Source organism: Flavobacterium denitrificans DSM 15936, from assembly GCF_000425445.1.
Classification (GTDB): domain Bacteria; phylum Bacteroidota; class Bacteroidia; order Flavobacteriales; family Flavobacteriaceae; genus Flavobacterium; species Flavobacterium denitrificans.
In genome coordinates this window covers 131,319-153,845 of record NZ_KE384377.1, presented here as the reverse complement: position 1 = coordinate 153,845, position 22,527 = coordinate 131,319, and the positions used below count along the sequence as shown (strand labels likewise).

The following is a 22,527-nucleotide window of genomic DNA, read 5'->3' as shown; positions in this document are numbered from 1 at the left end:
TCGCTTTTTTTGGAAAACATTTCCTAATAAATTTAAAAGTCTGATTTTTACACTTTTAAAAAAATCCACAATAAAACATCCAAGACGTTGAATATTTCGTATATACTGTAAGAAAATTATAGAAACATCTTTAATTCAGCAACTTAACCGTTTGAAAACGGCTTTTTTTTACAGAAAATTAAATTTCTTTTATAATTTTACCGAGCCACTAGTTAATATTAATTTAAAAAAACAATTTAAAAAAAACATGACAAAATTTTCCAAAATGGGCTTGATTGCAGCCTTGCTCCTATCAGCAATTTTTACCTACGCAAGTAAAGGAAAAGGTGATTATATTTTGAATATAGTTACTGGAAACGGAAAAGTGGTAAGCTTTACTCTTGACACCGTTGAAAATTCTTCTTTTTCAATTTATGACGAAAACCATAATTTAGTTTACTCAGGAGAATCTGCTGTAAATAAATTAGAAGTTTCAAAAACAATAAGTTTAGAAGGTCATCCAGCCGGAACTTATGTTTTAGAAGTAACTGAGAATGGTAAAATTGCAAAACACGAAATTAAAGTTGCAACCAAAAAAGTGAAGGCCGTAAAGTTAGATGAAACTGTTAACCAAAGTCCTTCTTTCCGTCGCTAACCCTTTTTGTCCCCAACAAAAATAAAGCAGCTCGTTCCAGGAGCTGCTTTTTTTATTTTATATTTTTTTTTCTTTCCGGAAATCATTTCCTATTTGAACTATTTTCCAAAATAAATCGGCATCACGCGGGATCGGAATTTTTTGCATTTCATTTTTAACGCTTTCGTCATAAATCGATGAATACAAAATTGCAAAACTAAAATCGAGCAAATCCACGATTCTAAAACTTTGTCTGAATTCTGGACGCAAATCAGCATTATTTGAAAAACAAACATTTCCAGTTTCTTCTTCATTCAAAAACAATAAACCAATATGTTTTGAAATTAAATTTATGATTTCTGGAATTATTGTAATTTCATCTTTAGCAGTTTTTTGAAAAAGACTTTCAAGCGTAAAATAGTCTTTACTCCTATTTACTGCATTTTTTGAAATGAGATTTTCTAATTCGGTTAAATCTAAAGTTTCCATTTCGCTTTGTTTTCGATGCCAATTATTTATTTGATCCAAATATTTCCGAATTATCATAAACCTATCATTTTAGTAATCATAAAGTTAGACGATATATTTTCAAAAATAAAATTGTCTTCATTATAATTTTTAAATTCTAAAAACGTTATAAAAAATAATCGTAAATCATTTCGCACATTCATCTTAAAAAATCGACTAAATGAGAAAAAAAACAGACCATTTACACGTTATATCATTGATTTAGATATATTTGCAAGACGAATTGAGAGTACACGATTAAAATTACTGAGAAAAAAAATGACTAACAAAACCAATCTTTTAAACTAATACTTATGCAAAAAAAACTTCTTGTTTTAGTATTATTGATTGTTTTTTCATTTCGTGCAGCCGCTCAAAATGAAACCGTGTATATAACTGACAAAGTAAGTGACAAATATGCTTATGTTGATGTTATTAAAACCTACGAAAAAATCGCCGCAAAAGGCTATAAGTCGGTAGACTTATTTCAAAAATTAGGAGACTCCTCTTACCAACACAACAAACTCGAAAAAGCGGCCACATGGTACGATCAATTATTTGCTATGACATCTGATTTGGAACCTGAATATTATTACCGCTACGCAGAATCACTGCGATTCATTTGCCAAGACGAGAAAGCGAATGCTATAATTGAAAAGCTGAAGCGGAAATCGAAAGGAACAGTAAAAAAGAAAGTTTAGATTAAGCTTCTGAATATAAATATAAACCTCTCCGAAATGAGAGGTTTTTCTATTTTAATATTTGGAGTTTTGGCACAATCTTGTCGTTTTGATCGCGAGGCTTCGGGAGAGAAATGACAAACTTTATGATGTTTTATTGTTTTATAGGTGATTTTCATTCTTTCTATTTCAAAATGGCATAAACATAGCCCGTGGTTTCAACCACGGGAACGTAATTTTGTCTTGCTCGTATTGTGTCCCCGTGGTTGAAACCACGGGTTATATTTGATAATTGGATTTTTTGTTGCTGGCGCGAGCGAGGGAAAATGATAAAATTTACAAACCAAAAAAACCTCTCATTCACATGAGAGGTTTTTCCATAAATCTACAAGTAAAAAAACTTACATATTCCTTCTATACTGCCCACCAACCTCAAACAACGCTGAAGTAATCTGACCCAAAGAACAAACCTTTGTAGCTTCCATTAAATGATCGAATAAGTTTTCGTTTTTAATAGCGGCTTGCTGTAATGTATTTAAATGCTCATTTACTTTTGCTTCGTGGAAATTATGCAAGTTATCCAGCATCGTAATTTGATATTGCTTTTCTTCTTCCGTTGCACGAATAACCTCAGCCGGAATTACCGTTGGCGAGCCTTTTGAACTCAAAAAGGTATTTACACCCACAATTGGGAAATCGCCATTGTGTTTTAAAGTTTCGTAATACAAACTTTCTTCCTGAATTTTAGATCTTTGGTACATGGTTTCCATTGCACCTAGAACTCCTCCTCTTTCTGTAATTCTGTCGAATTCTTGAAGAACTGCAGCTTCAACTAAATCGGTTAATTCTTCGATGATGAACGAACCTTGAATTGGATTTTCGTTTTTCGCCAAACCTAATTCTTTATTGATGATCAGCTGAATTGCCATTGCACGACGTACAGATTCTTCTGTTGGTGTTGTAATCGCTTCGTCGTAAGCGTTGGTATGCAATGAATTACAGTTGTCATAAATCGCGTACAAAGCTTGCAAAGTCGTTCTAATATCGTTAAAATCAATTTCTTGCGCGTGTAACGAACGTCCGGAAGTCTGAATATGATATTTCAGCATTTGCGCTCTTTCATTGGCTCCATATTTGTTTTTCATGGCTTTTGCCCAAATTTTACGCGCCACACGACCAATAACTGAATATTCAGGATCAACTCCATTAGAGAAGAAGAACGATAAATTCGGTCCAAAATCGTTGATGTTCATACCACGGCTCAAATAATATTCTACGTAAGTGAAACCATTTGAAAGCGTAAACGCTAATTGCGTAATTGGGTTTGCTCCTGCCTCGGCAATATGATATCCTGAAATCGAAACCGAATAGAAATTACGAACGTTTTTAGTAATGAAATATTCCTGAACGTCACCCATTAAACGAAGTGCAAATTCAGTTGAGAAAATACAAGTATTTTGCGCCTGATCTTCTTTTAAAATATCGGCCTGAACTGTTCCGCGAACTTGAGCTAACGTTTTTACTTTTATTTCGTTATAAACTTCCAAAGGCAAAACCTCATCTCCGGTTACACCTAAAAGCATTAATCCTAAACCGTTGTTTCCGTCTGGCAAATCGCCTTGGTATCTTGGTCTTTCGATTCCTTTTTCTTTGTATAATTTGTTGATTTTCGCTTCAACTTCTTTTTCTAAATCATTGGCTTTGATGTAAATCTCACATTGCTGATCTATTGCCGCATTCATAAAGAAACCTAACAGCATTGGCGCAGGCCCATTAATCGTCATACTTACCGAAGTCAAAGCATGAACCAAATCGAAACCAGAATATAGTTTTTTAGCATCATCCAAACAGCAGATTGAAACTCCCGCATTTCCAATTTTCCCGTAAATATCCGGACGCAAATCCGGATCGTTTCCGTATAAAGTAACGCTATCAAAAGCCGTAGAAAGACGTTTTGCTGGCATTCCTGCACTCACATAATGAAAACGCTTGTTAGTTCTTTCTGGTCCGCCTTCGCCCGCAAACATTCTTGACGGATCTTCGCCTTCACGCTTAAACGGATACAATCCTGAAGCAAAAGGAAATTCTCCAGGAACATTCTCCTGTAAATTCCAACGCAGGATATCGCCCCAACCTTCATATTTAGGCAAAGCAATTTTCGGAATCTGTAAATGCGATAAACTTTCAGAATGCGTAGCAATCTTAATTTCTTTATCACGAACTTTAAAGGAGTAAACCGGATTTTTGTATTTCGCTACTTTTTCATCCCAATTCAGAATAATTTCCCAATTGTAAGGATCTAAATCCATTTTTACTTTATCGAATTGATTCAATAAAAGATTCAAAAAGATTCTGTTTTCGTCGTGTTCTGCAATACCGCTTGGTAAAACTGTAGAATCGTCGATTCCAGCTTTATTTATTTGAGGAACTTTTCCAGAAACTGATTCAATAGTTTTGAAAATTCCGTATAATTTCTGTGCTACTTTTTGTTGCGAAAGCGCTGTTTCATCATAACTTCTGTTATTCTCTGCAATTTCAGATAAATAACGTGTCCTTCCTGGTGGAATTACGAAGATTTTCTCGCTCATTTCTTTCGTAATGGTAAAAGTCGATTTCAAATCTGAAGCCGTTTTTTCAACCACTTTATCCATAATCGCTTTATAAAGCGTGTTCATTCCTGGATCGTTAAACTGTGAAGCAATCGTTCCAAAAACTGGCATTTCATCAGGATTTTTATCCCAAAGATTATGGTTTCTTTGATATTGTTTTTTTACATCGCGCAAAGCATCAAGCGCGCCGCGTTTATCGAATTTGTTCAACGCTACTAAATCGGCAAAATCAAGCATGTCGATTTTCTCCAATTGTGTTGCTGCTCCAAATTCTGGAGTCATTACATATAAGGATACATCAGAATGATCCATAATCTCAGTATCAGACTGTCCAATTCCTGAAGTTTCCAGAATAATCAAATCGTATTTTGCCGCTTTCAGAACCTGAATTGCTTCGGCTACATATTTAGACAAAGCCAAATTCGACTGACGTGTTGCCAGCGAACGCATATATACGCGAGGATTATTGATAGCATTCATTCGGATTCTGTCTCCTAAAAGTGCTCCTCCGGTTTTTCTCTTCGAAGGATCGACAGAAATCAATCCGATTGTTTTTTCTGGAAAATCAATTAAAAATCGGCGAACCAATTCATCTACTAAAGAAGATTTTCCTGCTCCTCCTGTTCCTGTAATTCCTAAAACTGGAATTTTAGAATCGGAATTACTTTCGTGAATTTTATCAAAAACTGGTTTTGCAATTTCCGGGAAATTTTCAGCTGCTGAAATTAAACGCGCAATTGCTATTGGAACTTTATTTTCGATATGATCAATTTCTCCGTTTAATTTATCTCCAATAGGAAAATCGGCACGTTGCACCAAATCATTAATCATTCCTTGAAGTCCTAAAGAACGACCGTCATCTGGAGAATAAATTCGAGTAATTCCATATTCATGCAATTCGGAAATTTCGCTTGGCAGAATTACACCGCCTCCGCCTCCAAAAATTTTAATATGTCCTGCTCCTTTTTCGCGAAGCAAATCATACATATATTTAAAGTATTCGTTATGTCCACCTTGGTAGGATGTCATTGCAATCGCATTGGCATCTTCTTGAATTGCGGTATTTACAACTTCTTCTACACTTCGATCGTGACCTAAATGTATCACCTCAACTCCGGTTGACTGTATGATTCTGCGCATGATATTGATTGCGGCATCATGTCCGTCAAATAGCGAAGCGGCTGTGACAATTCTTACTTTATTTTTAGGAATATATGGTATTTGTGGTTCCATTTTATGAATATGATAATTTTAAGCGACCAATGTACAAATTATTTTAATATTTGATTAAGAGAATAGCTTTATGTTAACAAAAAAAAGAAAAATGTTTTTTTTGACAATAGGGTAACAATTTTCAAGATGAATTGATATAAGTTAAAGAAAGCTTAAAGACATGGCAATTTCGCAACATTTAAATAAAATCTGAAAACGTGTTTCAAGCTCTCTCATAGTAATTTAGCAGTGTAGAAAAGCCCCAAATTTTTACCAAAAACTTAGCAAATAAAAAGTAAAACGTAAAAATTTAAAAAAATGAAAACACTATATTCATTCACCGTAATTTTAGGTTTGAGTTTTTTTGTATCTTCTTATAATAGAATCGAAAACACTAATTTTTTAAATACAAAAACTCCAAACACCCACGCAGTCTCGAAGAATTTAAATAATGATGACAGCGAAGTTTCAAATGACTTTTTTAAGAGATATTCCGATTTGAAAAAATACAAATCTGATGTCATGTCATTGTACAAAAATAGAACTCCCGGAACTATCTGGTATGATGAAAATGAAATTAGCGAATTTGGCTCAGCATTATATGAAAAAGCTAAAAACACAAACGATTTGGTAATTCCATATCAAAATGAAATCGATCAATTATTTAGTTCTTCATCAGACAAAAGTACTCTTTCTCAAACAGATGCCGACCTGCTTTTAAGTTCTTTGTATGTTGTTTACACTAAAAAAAATAATGCCGACAAGAAAAAAATTGCGTACGATGCGATGCTGAAAGATTTCTTAAATTACAGCACAATTGAAGAAACAGCTACTGCTGATGTTAATGCAAAAGTAGAATTTGATCAATACTACAAATTGCAAGATGTTCTAAAAAAATATAAAAGATTAGAAAAATCAAGCAAATGGAAACCTATTGTTCCAGCAGAAACTCCCTATAAAGATTTGCGCCCAGATGCTGTTTCAAACACTATTGCCCAAGTAAGAACACGTTTATATTTGTTAGGTGATTTGAAACAAGATTCTAAAAGCGATGTTTATGATCGTGAATTGATGGATGCGGTAATGAAATACAAAGTCCGAAACGGATTCAAACCAAATTATATTTTGGCTGCAGAACATATTAAGGAAATGAATATTCCGCTTGAAAATAAGGTTGCAACTTTAAAACTTAATATGGAAAGATGTCGTGAAATTGCAAGTCAAATTGCCGCTAGCGATGAATATGTTTTGGTTAACGTTCCGTCATATGAATTGGTGTATGTTAAAAACGGAAAAGTTCAAATGACTTCCCCTGTATTTGTTGGAGCGCCTTTAACCAAAACAACCATTTTTAACGGCGAAATTGACCGTATCGTTTTTAGCCCGTATTGGACAGTACCTCAAAGTATTGTAAACAATGAACTGAAATCTAAAATCGCCGCTGATCCAAATTATCTTGCTGAAAAAAATATGGAAATAGTAAACGGCCAAGTAAGACAAAAACCAGGACCAGAAAACTCTTTAGGTTTGGTGAAATTTATGTTCCCAAATCCAGATGATATTTATATGCACGATACACCATCAAAAACATTGTTTGATTTTGAACAAAGAACCTTCAGCCATGGTTGTATCAATGTAAAAATGGCAAAAGAATTAGCGATTGCAATGCTAAAAGATTATCCAGAGTGGACACAAGCAAAAATTGATAAAGCAATGGATGGTAAAGCAGAAAACAGTTTTAAACTGTCTAAAAAAGTACCCATTTTTATTACCTATTTCACATCTTTAGTGAATGAAAATGGAGAAATTGGTTTCTTTCCAGATGTTTATGAAAGAGACTCTGAATTGGGCAATCAATTATCCCTTACTTCCAATTAAATAATTATTTTTTTAAATATTAATCGAGAATTCAATTAAATGGGTTCTCGATTTCTTTATTAAAAAAAACCTAACTTATTAATTTTAAAACTTTTAAGTCCATTTTTATTTTGATTCCTATTGCAACTTTGCAATATAATTCTACCACTAATATTAATTGCAAAAACAAAAGACCATGAAAACAGAAAATATTGAAGGTTTATCTTTATTTGAAATAAACTTATTGATACAGCAAGGCGGACGATTTGTAATGTTCCCAAATTTGATGACAAGAATTAAAAGTTATACCATTTATTTTATTCGACCTGAAGAAAAAACATTTAATTATGCCTTAAAACATTTGAAAAAAAATTTGACGCTTGCCTGGCGTACGCTTCCATTGAGACCTCTTTACATTTCAAAATCATTATTCTATTTAGCCATTGGCGGTAAAAATTGCACCCAAAATATATTGGCTGATTTAAGACAAATTAATCCAGTTAACAACCCAAATTTATATTGTTTACAATACGTTTAAACGCCTTTTTTGTCCCAAACGAAAATAATTAACGACCTTTTTAAGGTAATTTATAGTATGAGTTAAAAAGAGATTGAATTGATTTTTATGCAAAATCACAATCAATTTTTAACTCATTTGCATTATAAAAATCTTTATCTTAAAATGATAGTTTTATACCCTTTCAGGGATGATATTGTGAATACTTAAAGAGAGATTTGCCCAAAGTTTTGAAATACTCTAATTAAAATCTCACAATGAAAAAACAAATTTTCCTTTTTGCTATAATAGCAACTGTTTTTACTGCTTGCAATAACAAAGGAAATGATATAACTGTCAACGCTGATGGAATTGTAAAACCAAAAGCTCCAATAGCAGAAGGATTTAAGCGAGTGTTATTTATAGGAAACAACCACACAGAATATTTTGTCAGTGCGCCAACTTTGTTTCAGGAATTATGCAATGCAAGCAATCAAGCTGTATTTGTGCAACAATTAACAACAATGGGGGTTCCCCTTGATAAAGTTTATGACACCAATAAAACTGAAGCAAATCAAAATTTTTCCAATAGAGATAAAGACGGAAATTATTATGATTATGTAATACTCCAAGAAGCCACTCCAATTGCATTGTTTGATATTGAAAAATACAGATCCAATTTAAAATTTCTAGTCGAAAAAATACAGGTAAATAGCCCCGAAGTAGCTGTTTATATATACGAAGGAATGCCTCCTGTTGCCTACACCAATTCAAAATTTAATAAATATCATGAGGAAATGCGCAAAAATGCGCTTTTAGCAATGGTATTTATCAAAAATGCTGGTTTGTTGCGTTTTGGTGATGCAATAAAAGACGCATATGAAGGCAAAAACGGTTATAACTATTTGCTGAACGACAAAGACAATCTTCGCTATGAACAAAGTAAGAGTTTTCCTGTTTTAAATGATGGCGCATTTTTACAAGCCACTTTATTGTACGCGACAATCTTCGACAAGAAACCAATCATGCCCAAAAAGCTAATTTTAAGTACAGGAACTGGAGACAATGATTGTATGAGAAGACAAGAGGTTGCAAAAGCAATCAGCAATCCAAAAGCTCTAGAAGATATTGCTTTTGATAATCGATAAAATTTGCAATAAGCAAAATTCAACACCAATCATCTTGTCGAACACAAGGTGATTTTTTTTTGTATTTTATTGTATTAAAACAAAATAGCTGTTTCATAAAATTAAATTTTATCCTATCTTTCAAGTGAATTTCAAATCACTCTTTTATGCAAGACGATTACAATCAACCGAGAAAAAATTGGTGGAGCAAAAACTGGAAATGGTTTGTGCCAACAGGCTGTTTAACCCTCGTTGTACTTTTTGTTTTATTTCTAGTCGGGATTTTTTATGAAGCCACTTCAATTATTAAAGATTCAGATGCTTACAAAGAATCTATGACATTGGTACAGCATAATGAAATTGTAATCCAGAAACTTGGTGAACCTATAGAGACTGATGGAATGTTTTCTGGAACTGTCAACGCTCGAAATGAAGTCAGAACTTGCGATGTGCAAGTACCTATAAAAGGTCCAAAAGGCAAAGGAACTTTGTTTATTGTGGGAGAAAGAAGAGGAAAATGGAAATACAGTGAATTGTCTGTTTATATTAAAAATACAGATGAGAAAATAGATTTGCTTAAACAATAATTTATGCTGAAATATTTTGCTTTAATTTTTTTAATCTGTCTAGTTTCCTGTAACAAAATTGAAACACATCAAACTCTAAATCAAGATGATTTAAATTTTATAAAAGGTCTGAAACTCCTTGATGAAAAGGAAACTGTCTATAAATTTTATAGTGAAGACACTAAAAAAACTGCTGGTAATTTTTTCACTAATAAAAGAGTTGCGACTTATTGGATTGACAAACGAAACTCAAAGAACAATAAGCTTGATTTTGCCTTTTATAAAGACATTATAAAAATTGACACTGGAAAAATAGCTGGAGCAACTTACTGCCCATATGCCTTAATAACTAAAAGAGATCATACAAAATTTGAAGTTTCTGTTGATGGCAGTAGACAGGAAAAAAAATCTTTTTTTGAAGGTTTACTTTATCAATGGAAAAGGAATGCAAAAACTAAGTAGAATTTAATTTGGTTGGTTATTTTTCTTCTGTTTTTGAACAATTAAAATTTGTGTTAGTAATCAAACAAAATCTTTTTGCTCCTCAAATAAAATTGTGGCGTTGTTTTTGAATAAGTAGTATTTTTGAAACTTAAACAACCCCCAATAAATGAAAAAGATTTTATTATTCGCCTTAACCTTTTCTCTGACGTCATGTGCTGAAATGCAACAGACTTTAAATCAGCTTCCGCAAATTGCATCACAAATACCTACTAGCGGTGTCGATATTTCGGCTGGATTAAAAGAAGCTTTAAATAAAGGAATTACGCAACAAGTGAGCAAATTAACTGCCGTTGACGGTTTTTATAAAAATGAAGCGGTAAAAATTTTATTGCCTGAAGAATTACAAAAAGTAGATGCCACTTTAAGAAAAGTTGGTTTGAGCTCTCTTGCTGATGAAGGAATCAAAATGCTGAATCGTGCTGCCGAAGATGCAGTTAAAGAAGCAACTCCAATTTTTGTATCGGCAGTTAAAAATATGTCGTTTACAGATGCTAAAAATATTTTGTTAGGAAACGATAGCGCTGCGACAACGTATTTACAAGGAAGCACAACAACAGCTTTGTACGGGAAATTTAATCCGGTGATCAAGAATTCTTTCGCAAAAGTGGGTGCCGATGCAGTTTGGACTAAAATCATCACAAAATATAACACTATACCGCTGGTGAAAAAGGTAAACCCAGATTTGACTGATTATACAACCAATCAAGCTTTATCTGGCGTTTTTAAAATGATTGCTGTAGAAGAAAAAGAAATCCGAAATAATATCAGTGCAAGAACAACGCCTTTGCTACAAAAGGTTTTTGCAATGCAGGACGGAAAATAGCTTTTTTTTTGAAAGTACAAAGTAACAAAGTGACAAAGGTTCAAAGGGACCTTTGCAACTTTGAACCTTTGTAACTTTGTCACTAACCAAAATAAACCAAAAAACCAAAATGCAAAAAATTACCATTCTTATTCATTGTAAAGACCAAAAAGGAATTATCGCTGCAGTGACTACTTTTATCGCTAAAGTAGAAGGAAATATCACTTACATTGACCAACATGTTGATGTGGAACAAAATGTATTTTTTATGCGATTGGAATGTGAATTTGCCAATCAAAAAACTACCATTGAAAGCTTTAAGGCCGATTTTGATCAAGCTATTGCTACCGATTTTAATATGTCATGGGATTTGTACAATCAGGAACAGAAACCTAAAATGGCTTTATTTGTATCGAAATACGATCATTGCCTTTTTGACATTTTAGGGCGTTATAGCGCTGATGAATTGAATGTGGAAATCCCAGTTATTATTAGCAATCACAATGATTTAAGATGTGTTGCCGAACGTTTTAATATTCCGTATCACTGTGTTCCTTTTACAAAAGACAATAAAGAAGAAGGCGAAGCCAAACAAATTGAACTTTTAAAAAGATATGAAATCAATTTTATCGTTCTAGCGCGTTATATGCAAATTATTACACCAAAATTAATCAGTCTTTACGAAAACAAAATCATCAATATTCATCATTCGTTTTTGCCAGCTTTCCCAGGTGCAAAACCATATCATTCGGCTTTCAAGCGTGGTGTAAAAATCATTGGCGCAACTAGCCACTATGTTACAGAAGAATTAGACGAAGGCCCAATTATTGAACAAGATATCGCGAGAGTTTCACATATTCACTCGGTTGAAGATTTCATTATGAAAGGACGTGATTTGGAAAGAATAGTTTTGGCAAGAGCGATCAAACTTCATGCTGAAAGAAAAACAATGGTTTATAGCAATAAAACGGTGGTTTTTTCATAAAAGATGCTTAGACACTTAGATGCTAAACTTCTAAGTTTTTTTACTTTGAACTTATACAACAACCCCGACAGGTTTTATAAACCTGTCGGGGTTTCATTTCAAAATTCTGGATTTGTTAGTTAACGTTAAACCAGACTAAAGTCCAGTCCAGTTTAGATAAAATATTCAATAATCCCGAATTCAAAACCAAATTTTATAATTTTAAAAAATAAAAAACCCGACATCTATCGGGTTTTCATTTGGAAGCAGGTCTTGTTTTAGACCCTTTCCTAAAGAGCTTAGCTCCTTAGTATCTTAGCATCTTGGATTCTTATTTAACTAAATCAAATCGGTCAGCGTTCATTACTTTTGTCCATACGGTAACGAAATCTTTTACAAATCGTTCTTTTGCATCGTTGCAAGCGTAAACTTCTGCAATGGCGCGCAATTCTGAATTTGAACCAAAAATAAGATCGGCACGAGTTGCCGTCCATTTCAATTCACCTGTTTTGCGGTTATGCCCTTCAAAAGTTTCAGCTGTTTCGTCGATTGCTTTCCATACAGTACCTAAATCTAGCAGATTGATAAAGAAATCATTGTTTAATGTTTCTGTGTTTTTTGTCAATACACCATGTTTAGACCCATCATAATTTGTGTTCAACACTCTCAAACCGCCCAATAAAACAGTCATTTCAGGAGCTGTCAGCCCTAATAATTGTGCTTTATCTACTAGAAGCTCTTCTGTAATCGAATTGCATTTAGCGCTTTTATAATTTCTGAATCCGTCTGCTTTTGGCTCTAATGCGTTGAAAGAATGAACATCAGTTTGTTCTAAGGTTGCATCACCTCTACCTGGTGTAAAAGGAGCATCAATATTTATTCCTGCATTTGCAGCCGCTTTTTCAATTCCTACAGAACCTCCCAAAACGATCAAATCTGCAATAGAAACTACTTTGCCAGTAGCAGTAAATTCATTTTGTATTTTCTCGTACGTTGCCAATACATTTTTTAATTGAGTAGGTGAATTGGCTTCCCAGCTAATTTGAGGCTCAAAGCGAATACGAGCACCATTAGCACCTCCACGTTTATCAGAACCTCTGAAAGTAGAAGCCGAAGCCCATGCAGTCGATACTAATTGCGAAATTGAAAGGCCGCTAGACAGAATTTTTTCTTTTAAAAGAGCAATATCGGTATGATTTAATTCGTTTTTGGCTGCAGGAATCGGGTCTTGCCAAATCAAGATTTCGCTAGGAACTTCTGGCCCTAAATAACGGCTGATTGGCCCCATATCTCTATGCGTCAGTTTGTACCAAGCTCTTGCAAAAGCATCAGCAAATTTGTCAAAATTCTGCATATAATCTCTTGAGATTTTCTCATAAGCAGGATCCATTTTCATGGCCATATCTGCCGTGGTCATCATTGGCGCATGCCTTTTCGTTGGATCGTGTGCGTCTTCTACAATTGTTGCAGCACTTTCGTCCGTTGGTGTCCATTGATGTGCACCTGCAGGGCTTTTAGTCAATTTCCAATCATATTTAAATAAGGTTTCGAAATAACCATTATCCCAAGTGGTAGGATTTGGTTTCCATGCACCTTCGATACCACTTGTAATAGCATCTCCACCTACTCCTGTTCCGTATGTGCTTTTCCAGCCCAATCCCATCTGCTCAATACTTGCACCTTCTGGTTCTGCTCCCACTAATGATGCATCTCCTGCGCCATGCGCTTTTCCGAAAGTATGACCACCTGCTGTTAAAGCAACCGTTTCCTCATCATTCATCGCCATACGAGCAAAAGTTTCTCTAATATCTCGACCAGAACCTAGTGGGTCAGGATTTCCATCTGGACCTTCTGGATTCACATATATTAACCCCATTTGCACGGCAGCAAGAGGATTCTCTAAGTCTCTATCGCCAGAATATCTACTATTTGGTTTGTCACTAGTAGCTAACCATTCTTTTTCATTACCCCAGTTTACATCTTGTTCTGGTTCCCAAACATCTTCTCTACCACCTGCAAATCCAAAAGTTTTGAAACCCATCGATTCTAAAGCACAATTTCCTGTCAAAATCATTAAATCGGCCCATGAAATTTTATTTCCATATTTTTGTTTAATAGGCCAAAGCAAAAAACGAGCTTTATCTAAATTACCATTATCTGGCCAGCTGTTAAGTGGCGCAAAACGTTGATTGCCTGAACTGGCACCACCACGCCCGTCAGAAATACGGTACGTTCCTGCACTATGCCATGCCATACGAATGAACAAAGGACCATAATGGCCATAATCTGCAGGCCACCAATCTTGAGAATCTGTCATTAATGCATAAAGATCTTTTTTGACTTCATTTAAATCCAAAGTCTTGAACGCAGCAGCATAATCAAAACCTTTTTCCATTGGATCTGACAAACTAGAATGCTGACGCAAAATGTTTAGATTTAACCGATTTGGCCACCAATCTTTATTAGAGGTTACTGCTCCTGATGTTTCTTTCATTTGTCCGTTATGATAAGGACATTTACTTTCAATTGATTCGCTCATCTTGCTGTTTTTTTTAAGTTATTTTTATTGAAATGCCAATTTTTTCAAAAAGAGCATATTGCTGATATTTAACGCTTTATCAAATATACAAACTTATCTTTAGCATATTAATAAACAAAATTGATTGTTATTATATTTTAATAGCCAAAAATTATTTAACGCTGCAGAAAGCTCAAAAATAGGTTTTTATAAATCTTAACTTATGGTCAACAAAGTAATAACAAAACCTTAACAGCAAAAGATTGATATATGTCGGACATTTGTAATGTAATAAACTGGTTATTTATTATTTTGGTTTTGGTTAGTTAAATGATGCCGGCGTCTTCGAGATGCCGGCATTCTTTTTTTATACTATTTTGTTTGTTTTGTTTCAAGTTTCAGGTTTCAAGTTATCTTAACTTTGGGCATATTTTTACCATAAAGACATAAAGTATTATCTCAAAAAACTTTGTAATTTTAGACATTAACTTATATTCAACAAAGTAATAACAAGACCTTAACATCATAAAACGGAAATATGTCAGACCTTTGTAATGTAATAAACTGGTTATTTATTATTTTGGTTTTGGTTAGTTAAATAATGCCGGCATCTTCAAGATGTCGGCATTCTTTTTTTGGAATCAATTTTGTTTGCTTCGCCAGTTCGGCTTTCAGCCTCGAGTCAGGTTTTAAGTTTTTCCTTGTTTCAAGTTGCTTGACTTTGGACATAATTTAAATGCAACGACGCAAAGTTTTTTTTAATCATTGAAACTTATAAAAACACAAAGTTCGCAAAGCTTTATGTAAAAAACTTTGCGAACTTCGCGTTCCCTATTGTTATCGGGATTGCGTTCTTTGCGGTTAGATATACCTTCTGTAAATAAAACTTGAAACCTGAAATAAAGAAAAGCTGAAATTAATTTTTCAACCTTTCATGAAGTAATTTAAAATATGGGAAAGCTTTTAATAATCGGCTGCCGTGCCAAGAGAACATTTCGCCATCGACAAAAATGGTTTTGGCGTGATGCGTAAATCTTCCTATTTCAAAAGCATCTTCTTCTTTAAATGGATAAGGTTCTGAAGAAAGCAAAACAAGATCTGGATCGCCTTCTAATCGCATTTTCTTTAATTCGATTTCAGGATAACGCCCTTTGTCTTTGTAAATATTTTTAAAATGATTCAGTTTTAATAACTCGTTTATATAGGTATCATTTCCTGCAACCATGTAGGGATTCTTCCAAATAAAATATGCTGCTTTTTTTTCTTCTATATCTAGAATGTATTTTTTGAAATCACTTAGGGCGAAAGTCAATTTATCATTCCACTTTTGCGCTTCGGTTCTGCAATTGAATAATTGTCCGAAGTCTGAAATCATTTGGAAATTATCTTCAATAGAAACAATATTCGTTACCCAAACTGGGCAAATGGCACTCAATTGTTCTACAATTTCTTGTGTGTTTTCTTCTTTATTGCAAATGACAATATCAGGTTGCAATAATTTGATTTTTTCGAAATGGATTTTCTTTGTTCCGCCAACAATCTTTTTGGTAGACTTAAAATGAAACGGATGCACACAAAACTTCGTAATTCCGATAATTTTTTCTTCTAAACCTAAATCATAAAGCAATTCTGTTTGAGAAGGCACGAGAGAAATGATTCGTTTTGGAGCTGTTTCAAAAGAATGAACGGTTCCCAGTTGATCAATGAGTTGTTTCATAGTATTCAGTCGCAGTCGCAGTTTACAGTCTCAGTTTAGACTGGGAATATAAACCGTGACTGTAAACTTTTATTTATTAGCAATAATATCAGCCATTTCCTGTTGCACTTTCAAAGCTTCTTCTCTAGCCTTTTCAGCAAAATCCGTTCCTTTCGAAGCGTATATAATTGCTCTTGCAGAATTTACCAAAAGCCCAACTTTATCATTCATTCCATATTTGCATACTTCAGATAAGCTTCCGCCCTGCGCGCCAATTCCTGGAACTAACAAGAAACTGTCTGGAACAATTTTTCTGATTTCGGCAAAATATTCGGCTTTAGTTGCACCCACAACATACATTAAGTTTTCGCTGTTTTTCCATGTTTTAGAAGTTTCTAAAACTTGTTTGTAAAGCTCTTTACCGTTTGTAGTCAAGGTTTGAAAATCAAACGCACCATCATTTGAAGTCAGTGCCAGCATAATAGTATGTTTGTTTTCGAAAGCAAGAAAAGGCTCAACAGAATCTTTTCCCATATAAGGCGCAACTGTCACGCTGTCAAAATTCAAATCTTCAAAAAACGCTTTTGCATACATACTTGATGTATTCCCGATGTCTCCACGTTTTGCATCGGCAATGGTGAAAATGTCTGGATGATTTTCATTGATGTAATTAATTGTTTTTTGCAAAGACATCCAACCTTTAATTCCGTACGCTTCAAAAAATGCTGTGTTGGGTTTGTATCCAACAGTCAAATCGTGCGTTGCATCGATTATGGCTTTATTGAATTCGAAAATAGGATCTTCGGTTTCTAATAAATGCTGTGGCATTTTATCCAAATCAGGATCTAAGCCAACGCATAGAAATGATTTTTTTTGAAGAATTTGTTCGTGAAGCTGTTGTGTTGTCATAGTGTGTTTTAATAGTGGCGCAAAATTACAAAATAATATTTTGGTTTCATGTTTCATGTTTCACGTTTTGTTGCGTTGTCAGGCTGAGCGGAGTCGAAGCCTCATTCCTATTTGGATTTTCATTATCTAATTGCCAAATTTTCTAATTATCTAATTAACATTGAATTCCTGTAACAACTCTTAAAAATTATGTAAGAAAAAAGAAATACTTCTTCCATAATTTTGAAAATCAACCTTAAATCAGACCGTTATGAGCCCAAATATTGGAATTTCGACATCAAACTTAAAAAAGAGTACAAGTATATTAGCTACGATTTTATCAAATGAAATGACGCTTTATGTAAAAACTCGAAAATTTCATTGGAATATTTCAGGAAACAGTTTTATGGAATTGCATAAATTGTTTGAAGAGCAATATCGAGTTTTAGAAGCAAAAATTGACGAAGTTGCAGAACGCATCAGTCAACTTGGAGAAAAAACAATTGGAACGATGAAAGAATTCATCGAAAATTCGACTTTGAAAGAATCTCCAAAAGAATACGCTTCGCAAAAACATATGCTTGAAGAACTTCTTGATAATCATGAACAATTAGTTAAAGAATTAAGAGATTATATTCCTGTCTTTGATGAAACAAATGATGCCGGCTCTGCAGATTTTGTAACGGGATTGCTTCAAGAACATGAAAAAATGGCTTGGGTATTGCGTCGTTACAAAGCCTAAAAAAGACAAAAAGTGCAAATTATGCAGCGATATTCAAAATTCATGTAACAATTTCGTTGCGTTAAAATCGGAACTTTACAATATAATTAACGACAAAAAACGAAAATCATGAATACGACCGAAATAAAAGGAAACTGGAATGAGCTAAAAGGAAAATTGAAACAAAAATATGCTGAACTAACAGATGATGATTTGATTTATGCTGAAGGAAAAGAAGACGAGATGTACGGAAAACTACAGCAGAAATTGGGTAAAACCAAAGAAGAATTTCATCAGATGCTTTCAGATTTGTAAAAACCTTGAACTCGATTCTAGGAAATACCGTCTAGTAATAAAAAGTATTAGACGGTATTTTTTTGAAAATTTTATTTATTTTAAACCGTTTCGGCATTTCTATTAAACATTAAACACCATCGCCAAAAATAAATTAAGTATCTTTAACCAAATTTTTATAAAATGAAACTATTTATAAAGTTCGACATTAATACCATTTGTTCTCTTTATCTCAAACATACCCTTGACAAGCAGAATATTAACTTTACTAGTCTAGGTTTTGGTGAGATTGAAATTGCAGACAATCTTGATGCTGATGCACTCGAAACTTTAAAAAATAATTTGAGCCCATGCGGTTTTGAAATTGTAGAAAATCAAAAAAGTGTTTTAGTACAAAAAATTAAAGATGCTATAATTGAGCTGGTTTTTATGGAAGACAGCAATAATTATAAGAGTTCTGTTTTTTTAGCCGAAAAACTAAATCACAGTTACGGTTATTTATCCAATGTTTTTTCAGAAGTAACCTATTCTTCCATCGAAAATTTCATCATTTTACAAAAAATCGAAAGAGCTAAACAGTTGATTATCATCAACGAAATGAGCCTTACCGAAATTGCTTTTTTACTAAACTACTCGAGTGTCGCACATTTGAGCACGCAGTTTAAAAACACAACCGGAATTACGCCATCGGCTTTTCAGAGAATAATCAAGAAACGCAGAGAAAATCTAAAATAAAAACTCAAATACCATACTAAAATGCAAAAAAACGCATTATATATCTTATTGGCTGATGATGACGAAGATGATCGTCTTTTTTTCAAGGATGCTTTCGAGGAAATAAAAATTCAGAACAATGTAGATTTTGTTCATGACGGAATGCAATTGATGGATCACTTAAACAATCCTGACAACAAACTTCCGGATATTTTGTTTCTGGATTTAAATATGCCAAAGAAAACTGGAAAGGAATGTTTGATTGAAATCAAAAAAACAGAACGCCTTAAAAACATTATCATTGCCATTTATTCTACTTCATCATCTGAAGAAGATATTGAAGATACGTTTATACAGGGTGCTAATATTTATATTAAAAAACCGAGCGATTTTAATACGCTCAAAAAAATAATTAATGAAGTCGTGACCGTAAACTGGCACTATCATACCTCCGGGTTAAATCGTGATAATTTCCTGCTCCGACTAAAATAAGAATAAGCCTGCCTAATGAAATGGATACCAAATTTTAATTCTTCAAACTCTTTGAGAGTTATTTTTGTAATCGCAGTTTTCATTCTGTTATTCCTTTCTTCAATTGCTTACAAACATAACCAAGACTTGAATGAATCAAGCAAATTGGTTATGCATACCTACGAAATAAACATTCAATTGGAGCGATTAATGTCGGCTATAAAAGATGCTGAAACAGGCCAGCGCGGTTACATCATAACACGCAATGGCCGTTTCTTGGCGCCTTATCTTTATTCACGCGACAAAGTAAATGCCTCTTTTGTAACGCTAAAAAAACTGACCGCTGATAATCCGATTCAGCAACAAAATCTCGAAAATTTATTCAAACTCATCATTCAGCGATTTGTCTCTTTTGAAAATTGCCTTAAATACAGCGAGCCGAAAACTTACGACAAAAGAAAACTTGACAATTATATGTTTAGTGGCCGAATTCAAATGGAAAACATTCGTTTTCAAGTTGATAAAATGAATGATATTGAAAAAAAATATCTCGAAAAACGACTTAAAATTTACGACCAAGAAATTTCATTAAGTCCAATTTTCTCTATTTCGCTTTTCTTAACGGCACTTACTTTTATTTTGATGGCATACAGACAAATCAGCCGTGATTTTGAAAGGTTGAAAATATTCAACAAAAAACTTCTAATTTCCAGCGGTTTGATGGCCGAGTCTGAAACTATAGGTAAATTCAGCACTTGGCAGTGGGATCTGGATTCTAACAAAATCGATTATTCAGACAATCAGTTTCGATTATTGGGTGTTGAACCCAATTCTTTTATTCCTGAAAAAGAAAGCTTTTTAGAGTTTGTGCATCCAGATGACAAAGATGTCGTTCAGGCATCAATGCAAGGCATTATTGAAAGAAAAAATCTTCCTTTTGTTTATTACAAAATCGTTCGTCCAGATCATGAAATCAGACATTTTAAATCAACCGGAAAATTATTGACCGATCAACAAGGAAGCAAAATTTTGCTCGGAATCAATTTTGACATCACAGATGAGCATCTTTTAAATATAGAACTTCAGGAAAGAAATAAAGAATTAGAAAAAAGCAATAAAGAGCTGGCTTCATTCAATCATGTTGCAAGCCATGATTTGCAAGAACCATTGCGAAAAATCCAGACTTTTATCTCTAGAGTTTCTGATGCTGACAAAGCTGTAATGTCCGACAGCGCGAGAGAATATCTTTCTAAAATTGAAAGTTCAGCAAAGAGAATGCGTGTACTGATTGATGATTTGCTTTTGTTTTCAAGAACCAATACAACTAAAAAAGAGTTTATAAAATCGAATTTAAATGAATTGCTCGAAAACGCAGAATCTGAACTGACTGAGATTATTCAGGAGAAAAAAGCAGTGATAACAACTTCAAAACTGCCAAAACTAGAAGTTATTCCGTATCAAATTGAACAGCTTTTTATAAACTTGATCGGAAATTCATTAAAATACAGCCAACTAGGCAGAATTCCTGAAATTGTGATTGAAAGCGAGAAAGTACTTTCTGCCGATTATCCTGATATATTAGAACAAACTATAAAAAAATTCCACAAAATCACTTTTAAGGATAACGGAATGGGATTTGATCCGCAGTTCAAGGAAACTATTTTTATTCTTTTTCAGCGTCTGCATTCAAAAACAGATTATCCGGGAACTGGAATTGGTTTAGCTATCTGCAAAAAAATTGTCGAAAACCACAAAGGTTTTATTTTGGCCGACAGCGATCCAGGAAAAGGTTCCATTTTCACTGTTTTTCTTCCAGACTAAAAAACATACGAATTCTTACAAAGAGCGTTTACAGCAAATAAAATAATTAGGCTGTAAACGCTCTTCTTTTTTAGGACTAAAATCTCCTTAGAACCTTTATATAAACAGATTATGGGAATTATATAACGTTTCTTTTTTATGCTGTAAGGCAAAACAGGCTATTCGTTAGCAACTTTGTAATGTAATACTTTATGAAGTAATAATGAAAGCAATGCCCTTAATAAAAGCTGGTATTTTTAAAGTCTTTTTCTTAATGATTAGTTTATTTTTTTCAGCATGCGGAAAGAAGGAACATCAAAAAGCAAATTTCTTTAATAATGATGCTTTAGGCCTAAACAACAAACAGAAAAATGATAAAGATCAGGTAGAAACTTCGTTTTTTATTGCGGCCGCCAATGTAAGCAACACTCTTATTTCAAAAAGTCAATTTGCACAAAAAAGTTCAGAAAGTCCGATACAGGATTTAAGCAAAAAAATTGAAGATCATCAAAATCAATTACTGCAAAAGATAGCAGCAATGGCAAACAGAAAACTTGTCATCATTACTGATATAAATGTAGCGCATAAAAGAGATTTATACGAATTGATTGATACTGATGAAACCACTTTTAATAAAACCTATCTGAATTCAATTTCGGAGTCGTTGACCGAACAGATTAAACTGTTTGAGAAAATTTCGACTGAAACGGATGATGAGACGATTTTAAAACTGGTGCTTCAATATTTGCCAGAACAGTATCAACTTTTGCGAGAAACACAAAGATTAAAAACAGAGTTTATTTAAACGCCTTAAAATCTATTATTAACTAAATTATTTATTATGAAAATGCAAATCAAATTTTTATGCGCCTTAGCCTTATTTTTCTCAGCTTCGTTTGGAATGCTTCAAGCTCAAAACGATGAAAATGTAACCACAGAGTTTGGTGTTAAAGGAGGATTCAACATGTCAAATTTATATAACAATAATGCTGACGACGAAAATATTTTGTACGGTTTCAATGCCGGTGTTTATGCAACATTGCCAATTTCAGATTTTATAGCAATTCAGCCTGAGATCTTATTTACTACAAAAGGTGCCGAATTAGAATACGACAATGCTTTTGTAAGCGGAACAGGAAAATTCAAACTGAATTATATCGAAGTTCCATTATTAGTTCGTGTTAACGTTACCAAAAATTTCAATATTCATGCCGGAGGATATGCATCATACCTAGTAGGCTCTAAAGTTTCTGGTGATGGCGATTTCAACTTCGACGAAGAAATTGATACTGATGATTTAAACCGATTTGATGCTGGTTTATCAGCTGGTATTGGAGTAGACTTTAGTCCGATAAGCATTGGCCTACGATACAATTACGGACTAACAACTATTGGAAAAGAAAGAACAGTTGCCGGAACTACATTTACAGTTCCCGACGCAAAAAACAGCAATCTGTCTTTATACCTATCGTATAAACTAAACTAGAA

Annotated in this window: 21 protein-coding genes; 16 read left to right on the top strand and 5 right to left on the bottom strand. The window is 33.6% G+C overall.

The features are described 5' to 3' along the window. Nucleotides 1-247: 247 nt before the first annotated feature. Complete coding sequence (locus H600_RS0112445; protein ID WP_026729087.1) at nt 248-634, top strand: hypothetical protein; 387 nt, start codon at nt 248-250, stop codon at nt 632-634. 57 nt (nt 635-691) lie between these two features. Here H600_RS0112445 and H600_RS22545 read toward each other — a convergent pair whose 3' ends face one another. After that, nucleotides 692-1,159 (bottom strand): type ISP restriction/modification enzyme C-terminal domain-containing protein, encoded by a 468-nt coding sequence (locus H600_RS22545; RefSeq protein ID WP_051234421.1) that lies wholly within the window; start codon nt 1,157-1,159, stop codon nt 692-694. 275 nt (nt 1,160-1,434) lie between these two features. Between H600_RS22545 and H600_RS0112430 the strand changes: the two genes are divergently transcribed. Further along, nucleotides 1,435-1,821: a tetratricopeptide repeat protein gene (locus H600_RS0112430; RefSeq protein ID WP_026729086.1), complete on the top strand. Its 387-nt coding sequence runs from the start codon at nt 1,435-1,437 to the stop codon at nt 1,819-1,821. 380 nt (nt 1,822-2,201) lie between these two features. Here the strand turns inward: H600_RS0112430 and H600_RS0112425 are convergent, their stop codons facing one another. Further along, on the bottom strand, nt 2,202-5,642 hold the full coding sequence (locus tag H600_RS0112425) for a methylmalonyl-CoA mutase family protein (RefSeq protein ID WP_026729085.1): 3,441 nt from the start codon (nt 5,640-5,642) through the stop codon (nt 2,202-2,204). 297 nt (nt 5,643-5,939) lie between these two features. Between H600_RS0112425 and H600_RS0112420 the strand changes: the two genes are divergently transcribed. From H600_RS0112420 to purU, 7 genes are all read left to right on the top strand, one after another. Next, complete coding sequence (locus H600_RS0112420) at nt 5,940-7,499, top strand: L,D-transpeptidase family protein (RefSeq protein WP_026729084.1); 1,560 nt, start codon at nt 5,940-5,942, stop codon at nt 7,497-7,499. Between the two features lie 175 nt (nt 7,500-7,674). Continuing rightward, the gene (locus H600_RS0112415; RefSeq protein WP_051234448.1) at nt 7,675-8,016 is read left to right on the top strand and encodes a hypothetical protein; all 342 of its coding nucleotides are present in this window, start codon (nt 7,675-7,677) and stop codon (nt 8,014-8,016) included. A gap of 236 nt (nt 8,017-8,252) precedes the next feature. Beyond that, nucleotides 8,253-9,122, top strand: coding sequence for a hypothetical protein (locus H600_RS0112410; RefSeq protein ID WP_026729082.1), 870 nt, complete (start codon nt 8,253-8,255; stop codon nt 9,120-9,122). A gap of 146 nt (nt 9,123-9,268) precedes the next feature. Next, a complete protein-coding gene (locus H600_RS0112405; protein WP_026729081.1) occupies nt 9,269-9,688 on the top strand; it encodes a cytochrome c oxidase assembly factor Coa1 family protein in 420 nt (139 codons plus the stop codon). 3 nt (nt 9,689-9,691) lie between these two features. Continuing rightward, the gene (locus tag H600_RS0112400; RefSeq protein ID WP_026729080.1) at nt 9,692-10,129 is read left to right on the top strand and encodes a hypothetical protein; all 438 of its coding nucleotides are present in this window, start codon (nt 9,692-9,694) and stop codon (nt 10,127-10,129) included. Between the two features lie 148 nt (nt 10,130-10,277). Continuing rightward, nucleotides 10,278-10,994 (top strand): DUF4197 domain-containing protein, encoded by a 717-nt coding sequence (locus tag H600_RS0112395; RefSeq protein WP_026729079.1) that lies wholly within the window; start codon nt 10,278-10,280, stop codon nt 10,992-10,994. 109 nt (nt 10,995-11,103) lie between these two features. Then, nucleotides 11,104-11,958, top strand: coding sequence for a formyltetrahydrofolate deformylase (purU, locus tag H600_RS0112390; RefSeq protein WP_026729078.1), 855 nt, complete (start codon nt 11,104-11,106; stop codon nt 11,956-11,958). Nucleotides 11,959-12,268: 310 nt separating this feature from the next. Here the strand turns inward: purU and katG are convergent, their stop codons facing one another. The 3 genes from katG to pyrF form a co-directional block, all read right to left on the bottom strand. Beyond that, entirely contained in the window at nt 12,269-14,476 is a 2,208-nt protein-coding gene (gene katG, locus H600_RS0112385; protein WP_026729077.1) for a catalase/peroxidase HPI, read from the bottom strand. A gap of 895 nt (nt 14,477-15,371) precedes the next feature. Next, a complete protein-coding gene (locus tag H600_RS0112375) occupies nt 15,372-16,172 on the bottom strand; it encodes an ABC transporter substrate-binding protein (protein WP_026729076.1) in 801 nt (266 codons plus the stop codon). 69 nt (nt 16,173-16,241) lie between these two features. Continuing rightward, nucleotides 16,242-17,060: an orotidine-5'-phosphate decarboxylase gene (pyrF, locus tag H600_RS0112370; protein ID WP_026729075.1), complete on the bottom strand. Its 819-nt coding sequence runs from the start codon at nt 17,058-17,060 to the stop codon at nt 16,242-16,244. A gap of 250 nt (nt 17,061-17,310) precedes the next feature. Between pyrF and H600_RS0112365 the strand changes: the two genes are divergently transcribed. From H600_RS0112365 to H600_RS0112335, 7 genes are all read left to right on the top strand, one after another. Further along, the gene (locus H600_RS0112365; RefSeq protein WP_026729074.1) at nt 17,311-17,781 is read left to right on the top strand and encodes a Dps family protein; all 471 of its coding nucleotides are present in this window, start codon (nt 17,311-17,313) and stop codon (nt 17,779-17,781) included. A gap of 108 nt (nt 17,782-17,889) precedes the next feature. Beyond that, nucleotides 17,890-18,075 (top strand): CsbD family protein, encoded by a 186-nt coding sequence (locus H600_RS0112360; protein ID WP_026729073.1) that lies wholly within the window; start codon nt 17,890-17,892, stop codon nt 18,073-18,075. A gap of 162 nt (nt 18,076-18,237) precedes the next feature. After that, nucleotides 18,238-18,789 carry a helix-turn-helix domain-containing protein gene (locus tag H600_RS0112355; protein ID WP_026729072.1) on the top strand — a complete coding sequence of 184 codons (552 nt, stop codon included), beginning with the start codon at nt 18,238-18,240 and terminating at the stop codon, nt 18,787-18,789. 21 nt (nt 18,790-18,810) lie between these two features. After that, nucleotides 18,811-19,260 carry a response regulator gene (locus H600_RS0112350; protein WP_026729071.1) on the top strand — a complete coding sequence of 150 codons (450 nt, stop codon included), beginning with the start codon at nt 18,811-18,813 and terminating at the stop codon, nt 19,258-19,260. A gap of 15 nt (nt 19,261-19,275) precedes the next feature. Further along, complete coding sequence (locus tag H600_RS0112345; protein WP_026729070.1) at nt 19,276-21,060, top strand: sensor histidine kinase; 1,785 nt, start codon at nt 19,276-19,278, stop codon at nt 21,058-21,060. A 253-nt stretch (nt 21,061-21,313) separates the two neighbouring features. Beyond that, complete coding sequence (locus H600_RS0112340; RefSeq protein WP_245176561.1) at nt 21,314-21,844, top strand: DUF4142 domain-containing protein; 531 nt, start codon at nt 21,314-21,316, stop codon at nt 21,842-21,844. 36 nt (nt 21,845-21,880) lie between these two features. Then, nucleotides 21,881-22,525 (top strand): porin family protein, encoded by a 645-nt coding sequence (locus H600_RS0112335; RefSeq protein ID WP_026729068.1) that lies wholly within the window; start codon nt 21,881-21,883, stop codon nt 22,523-22,525. The last annotated feature ends 2 nt before the right edge of the window (nt 22,526-22,527 follow it).

Bases quoted from the DNA above. Each gene is read 5' to 3' on its own strand.
- pyrF (WP_026729075.1), bottom strand. From the start codon at position 17,060: ATGACAACACAACAGCTTCACGAACAAATTCTTCAAAAAAAATCATTT.
- H600_RS0112410 (WP_026729082.1), top strand. From the start codon at position 8,253: ATGAAAAAACAAATTTTCCTTTTTGCTATAATAGCAACTGTTTTTACT.
- H600_RS0112420 (WP_026729084.1), top strand. From the start codon at position 5,940: ATGAAAACACTATATTCATTCACCGTAATTTTAGGTTTGAGTTTTTTT.
- H600_RS0112405 (WP_026729081.1), top strand. From the start codon at position 9,269: ATGCAAGACGATTACAATCAACCGAGAAAAAATTGGTGGAGCAAAAAC.
- katG (WP_026729077.1), bottom strand. From the start codon at position 14,476: ATGAGCGAATCAATTGAAAGTAAATGTCCTTATCATAACGGACAAATG.
- H600_RS0112365 (WP_026729074.1), top strand. From the start codon at position 17,311: ATGAGCCCAAATATTGGAATTTCGACATCAAACTTAAAAAAGAGTACA.
- H600_RS22545 (WP_051234421.1), bottom strand. From the start codon at position 1,159: ATGATAATTCGGAAATATTTGGATCAAATAAATAATTGGCATCGAAAA.
- H600_RS0112430 (WP_026729086.1), top strand. From the start codon at position 1,435: ATGCAAAAAAAACTTCTTGTTTTAGTATTATTGATTGTTTTTTCATTT.
- purU (WP_026729078.1), top strand. From the start codon at position 11,104: ATGCAAAAAATTACCATTCTTATTCATTGTAAAGACCAAAAAGGAATT.
- H600_RS0112350 (WP_026729071.1), top strand. From the start codon at position 18,811: ATGCAAAAAAACGCATTATATATCTTATTGGCTGATGATGACGAAGAT.
- H600_RS0112400 (WP_026729080.1), top strand. From the start codon at position 9,692: ATGCTGAAATATTTTGCTTTAATTTTTTTAATCTGTCTAGTTTCCTGT.
- H600_RS0112360 (WP_026729073.1), top strand. From the start codon at position 17,890: ATGAATACGACCGAAATAAAAGGAAACTGGAATGAGCTAAAAGGAAAA.
- H600_RS0112345 (WP_026729070.1), top strand. From the start codon at position 19,276: ATGAAATGGATACCAAATTTTAATTCTTCAAACTCTTTGAGAGTTATT.
- H600_RS0112415 (WP_051234448.1), top strand. From the start codon at position 7,675: ATGAAAACAGAAAATATTGAAGGTTTATCTTTATTTGAAATAAACTTA.
- H600_RS0112355 (WP_026729072.1), top strand. From the start codon at position 18,238: ATGAAACTATTTATAAAGTTCGACATTAATACCATTTGTTCTCTTTAT.
- H600_RS0112340 (WP_245176561.1), top strand. From the start codon at position 21,314: ATGATTAGTTTATTTTTTTCAGCATGCGGAAAGAAGGAACATCAAAAA.
- H600_RS0112375 (WP_026729076.1), bottom strand. From the start codon at position 16,172: ATGAAACAACTCATTGATCAACTGGGAACCGTTCATTCTTTTGAAACA.
- H600_RS0112395 (WP_026729079.1), top strand. From the start codon at position 10,278: ATGAAAAAGATTTTATTATTCGCCTTAACCTTTTCTCTGACGTCATGT.
- H600_RS0112425 (WP_026729085.1), bottom strand. From the start codon at position 5,642: ATGGAACCACAAATACCATATATTCCTAAAAATAAAGTAAGAATTGTC.
- H600_RS0112335 (WP_026729068.1), top strand. From the start codon at position 21,881: ATGAAAATGCAAATCAAATTTTTATGCGCCTTAGCCTTATTTTTCTCA.
- H600_RS0112445 (WP_026729087.1), top strand. From the start codon at position 248: ATGACAAAATTTTCCAAAATGGGCTTGATTGCAGCCTTGCTCCTATCA.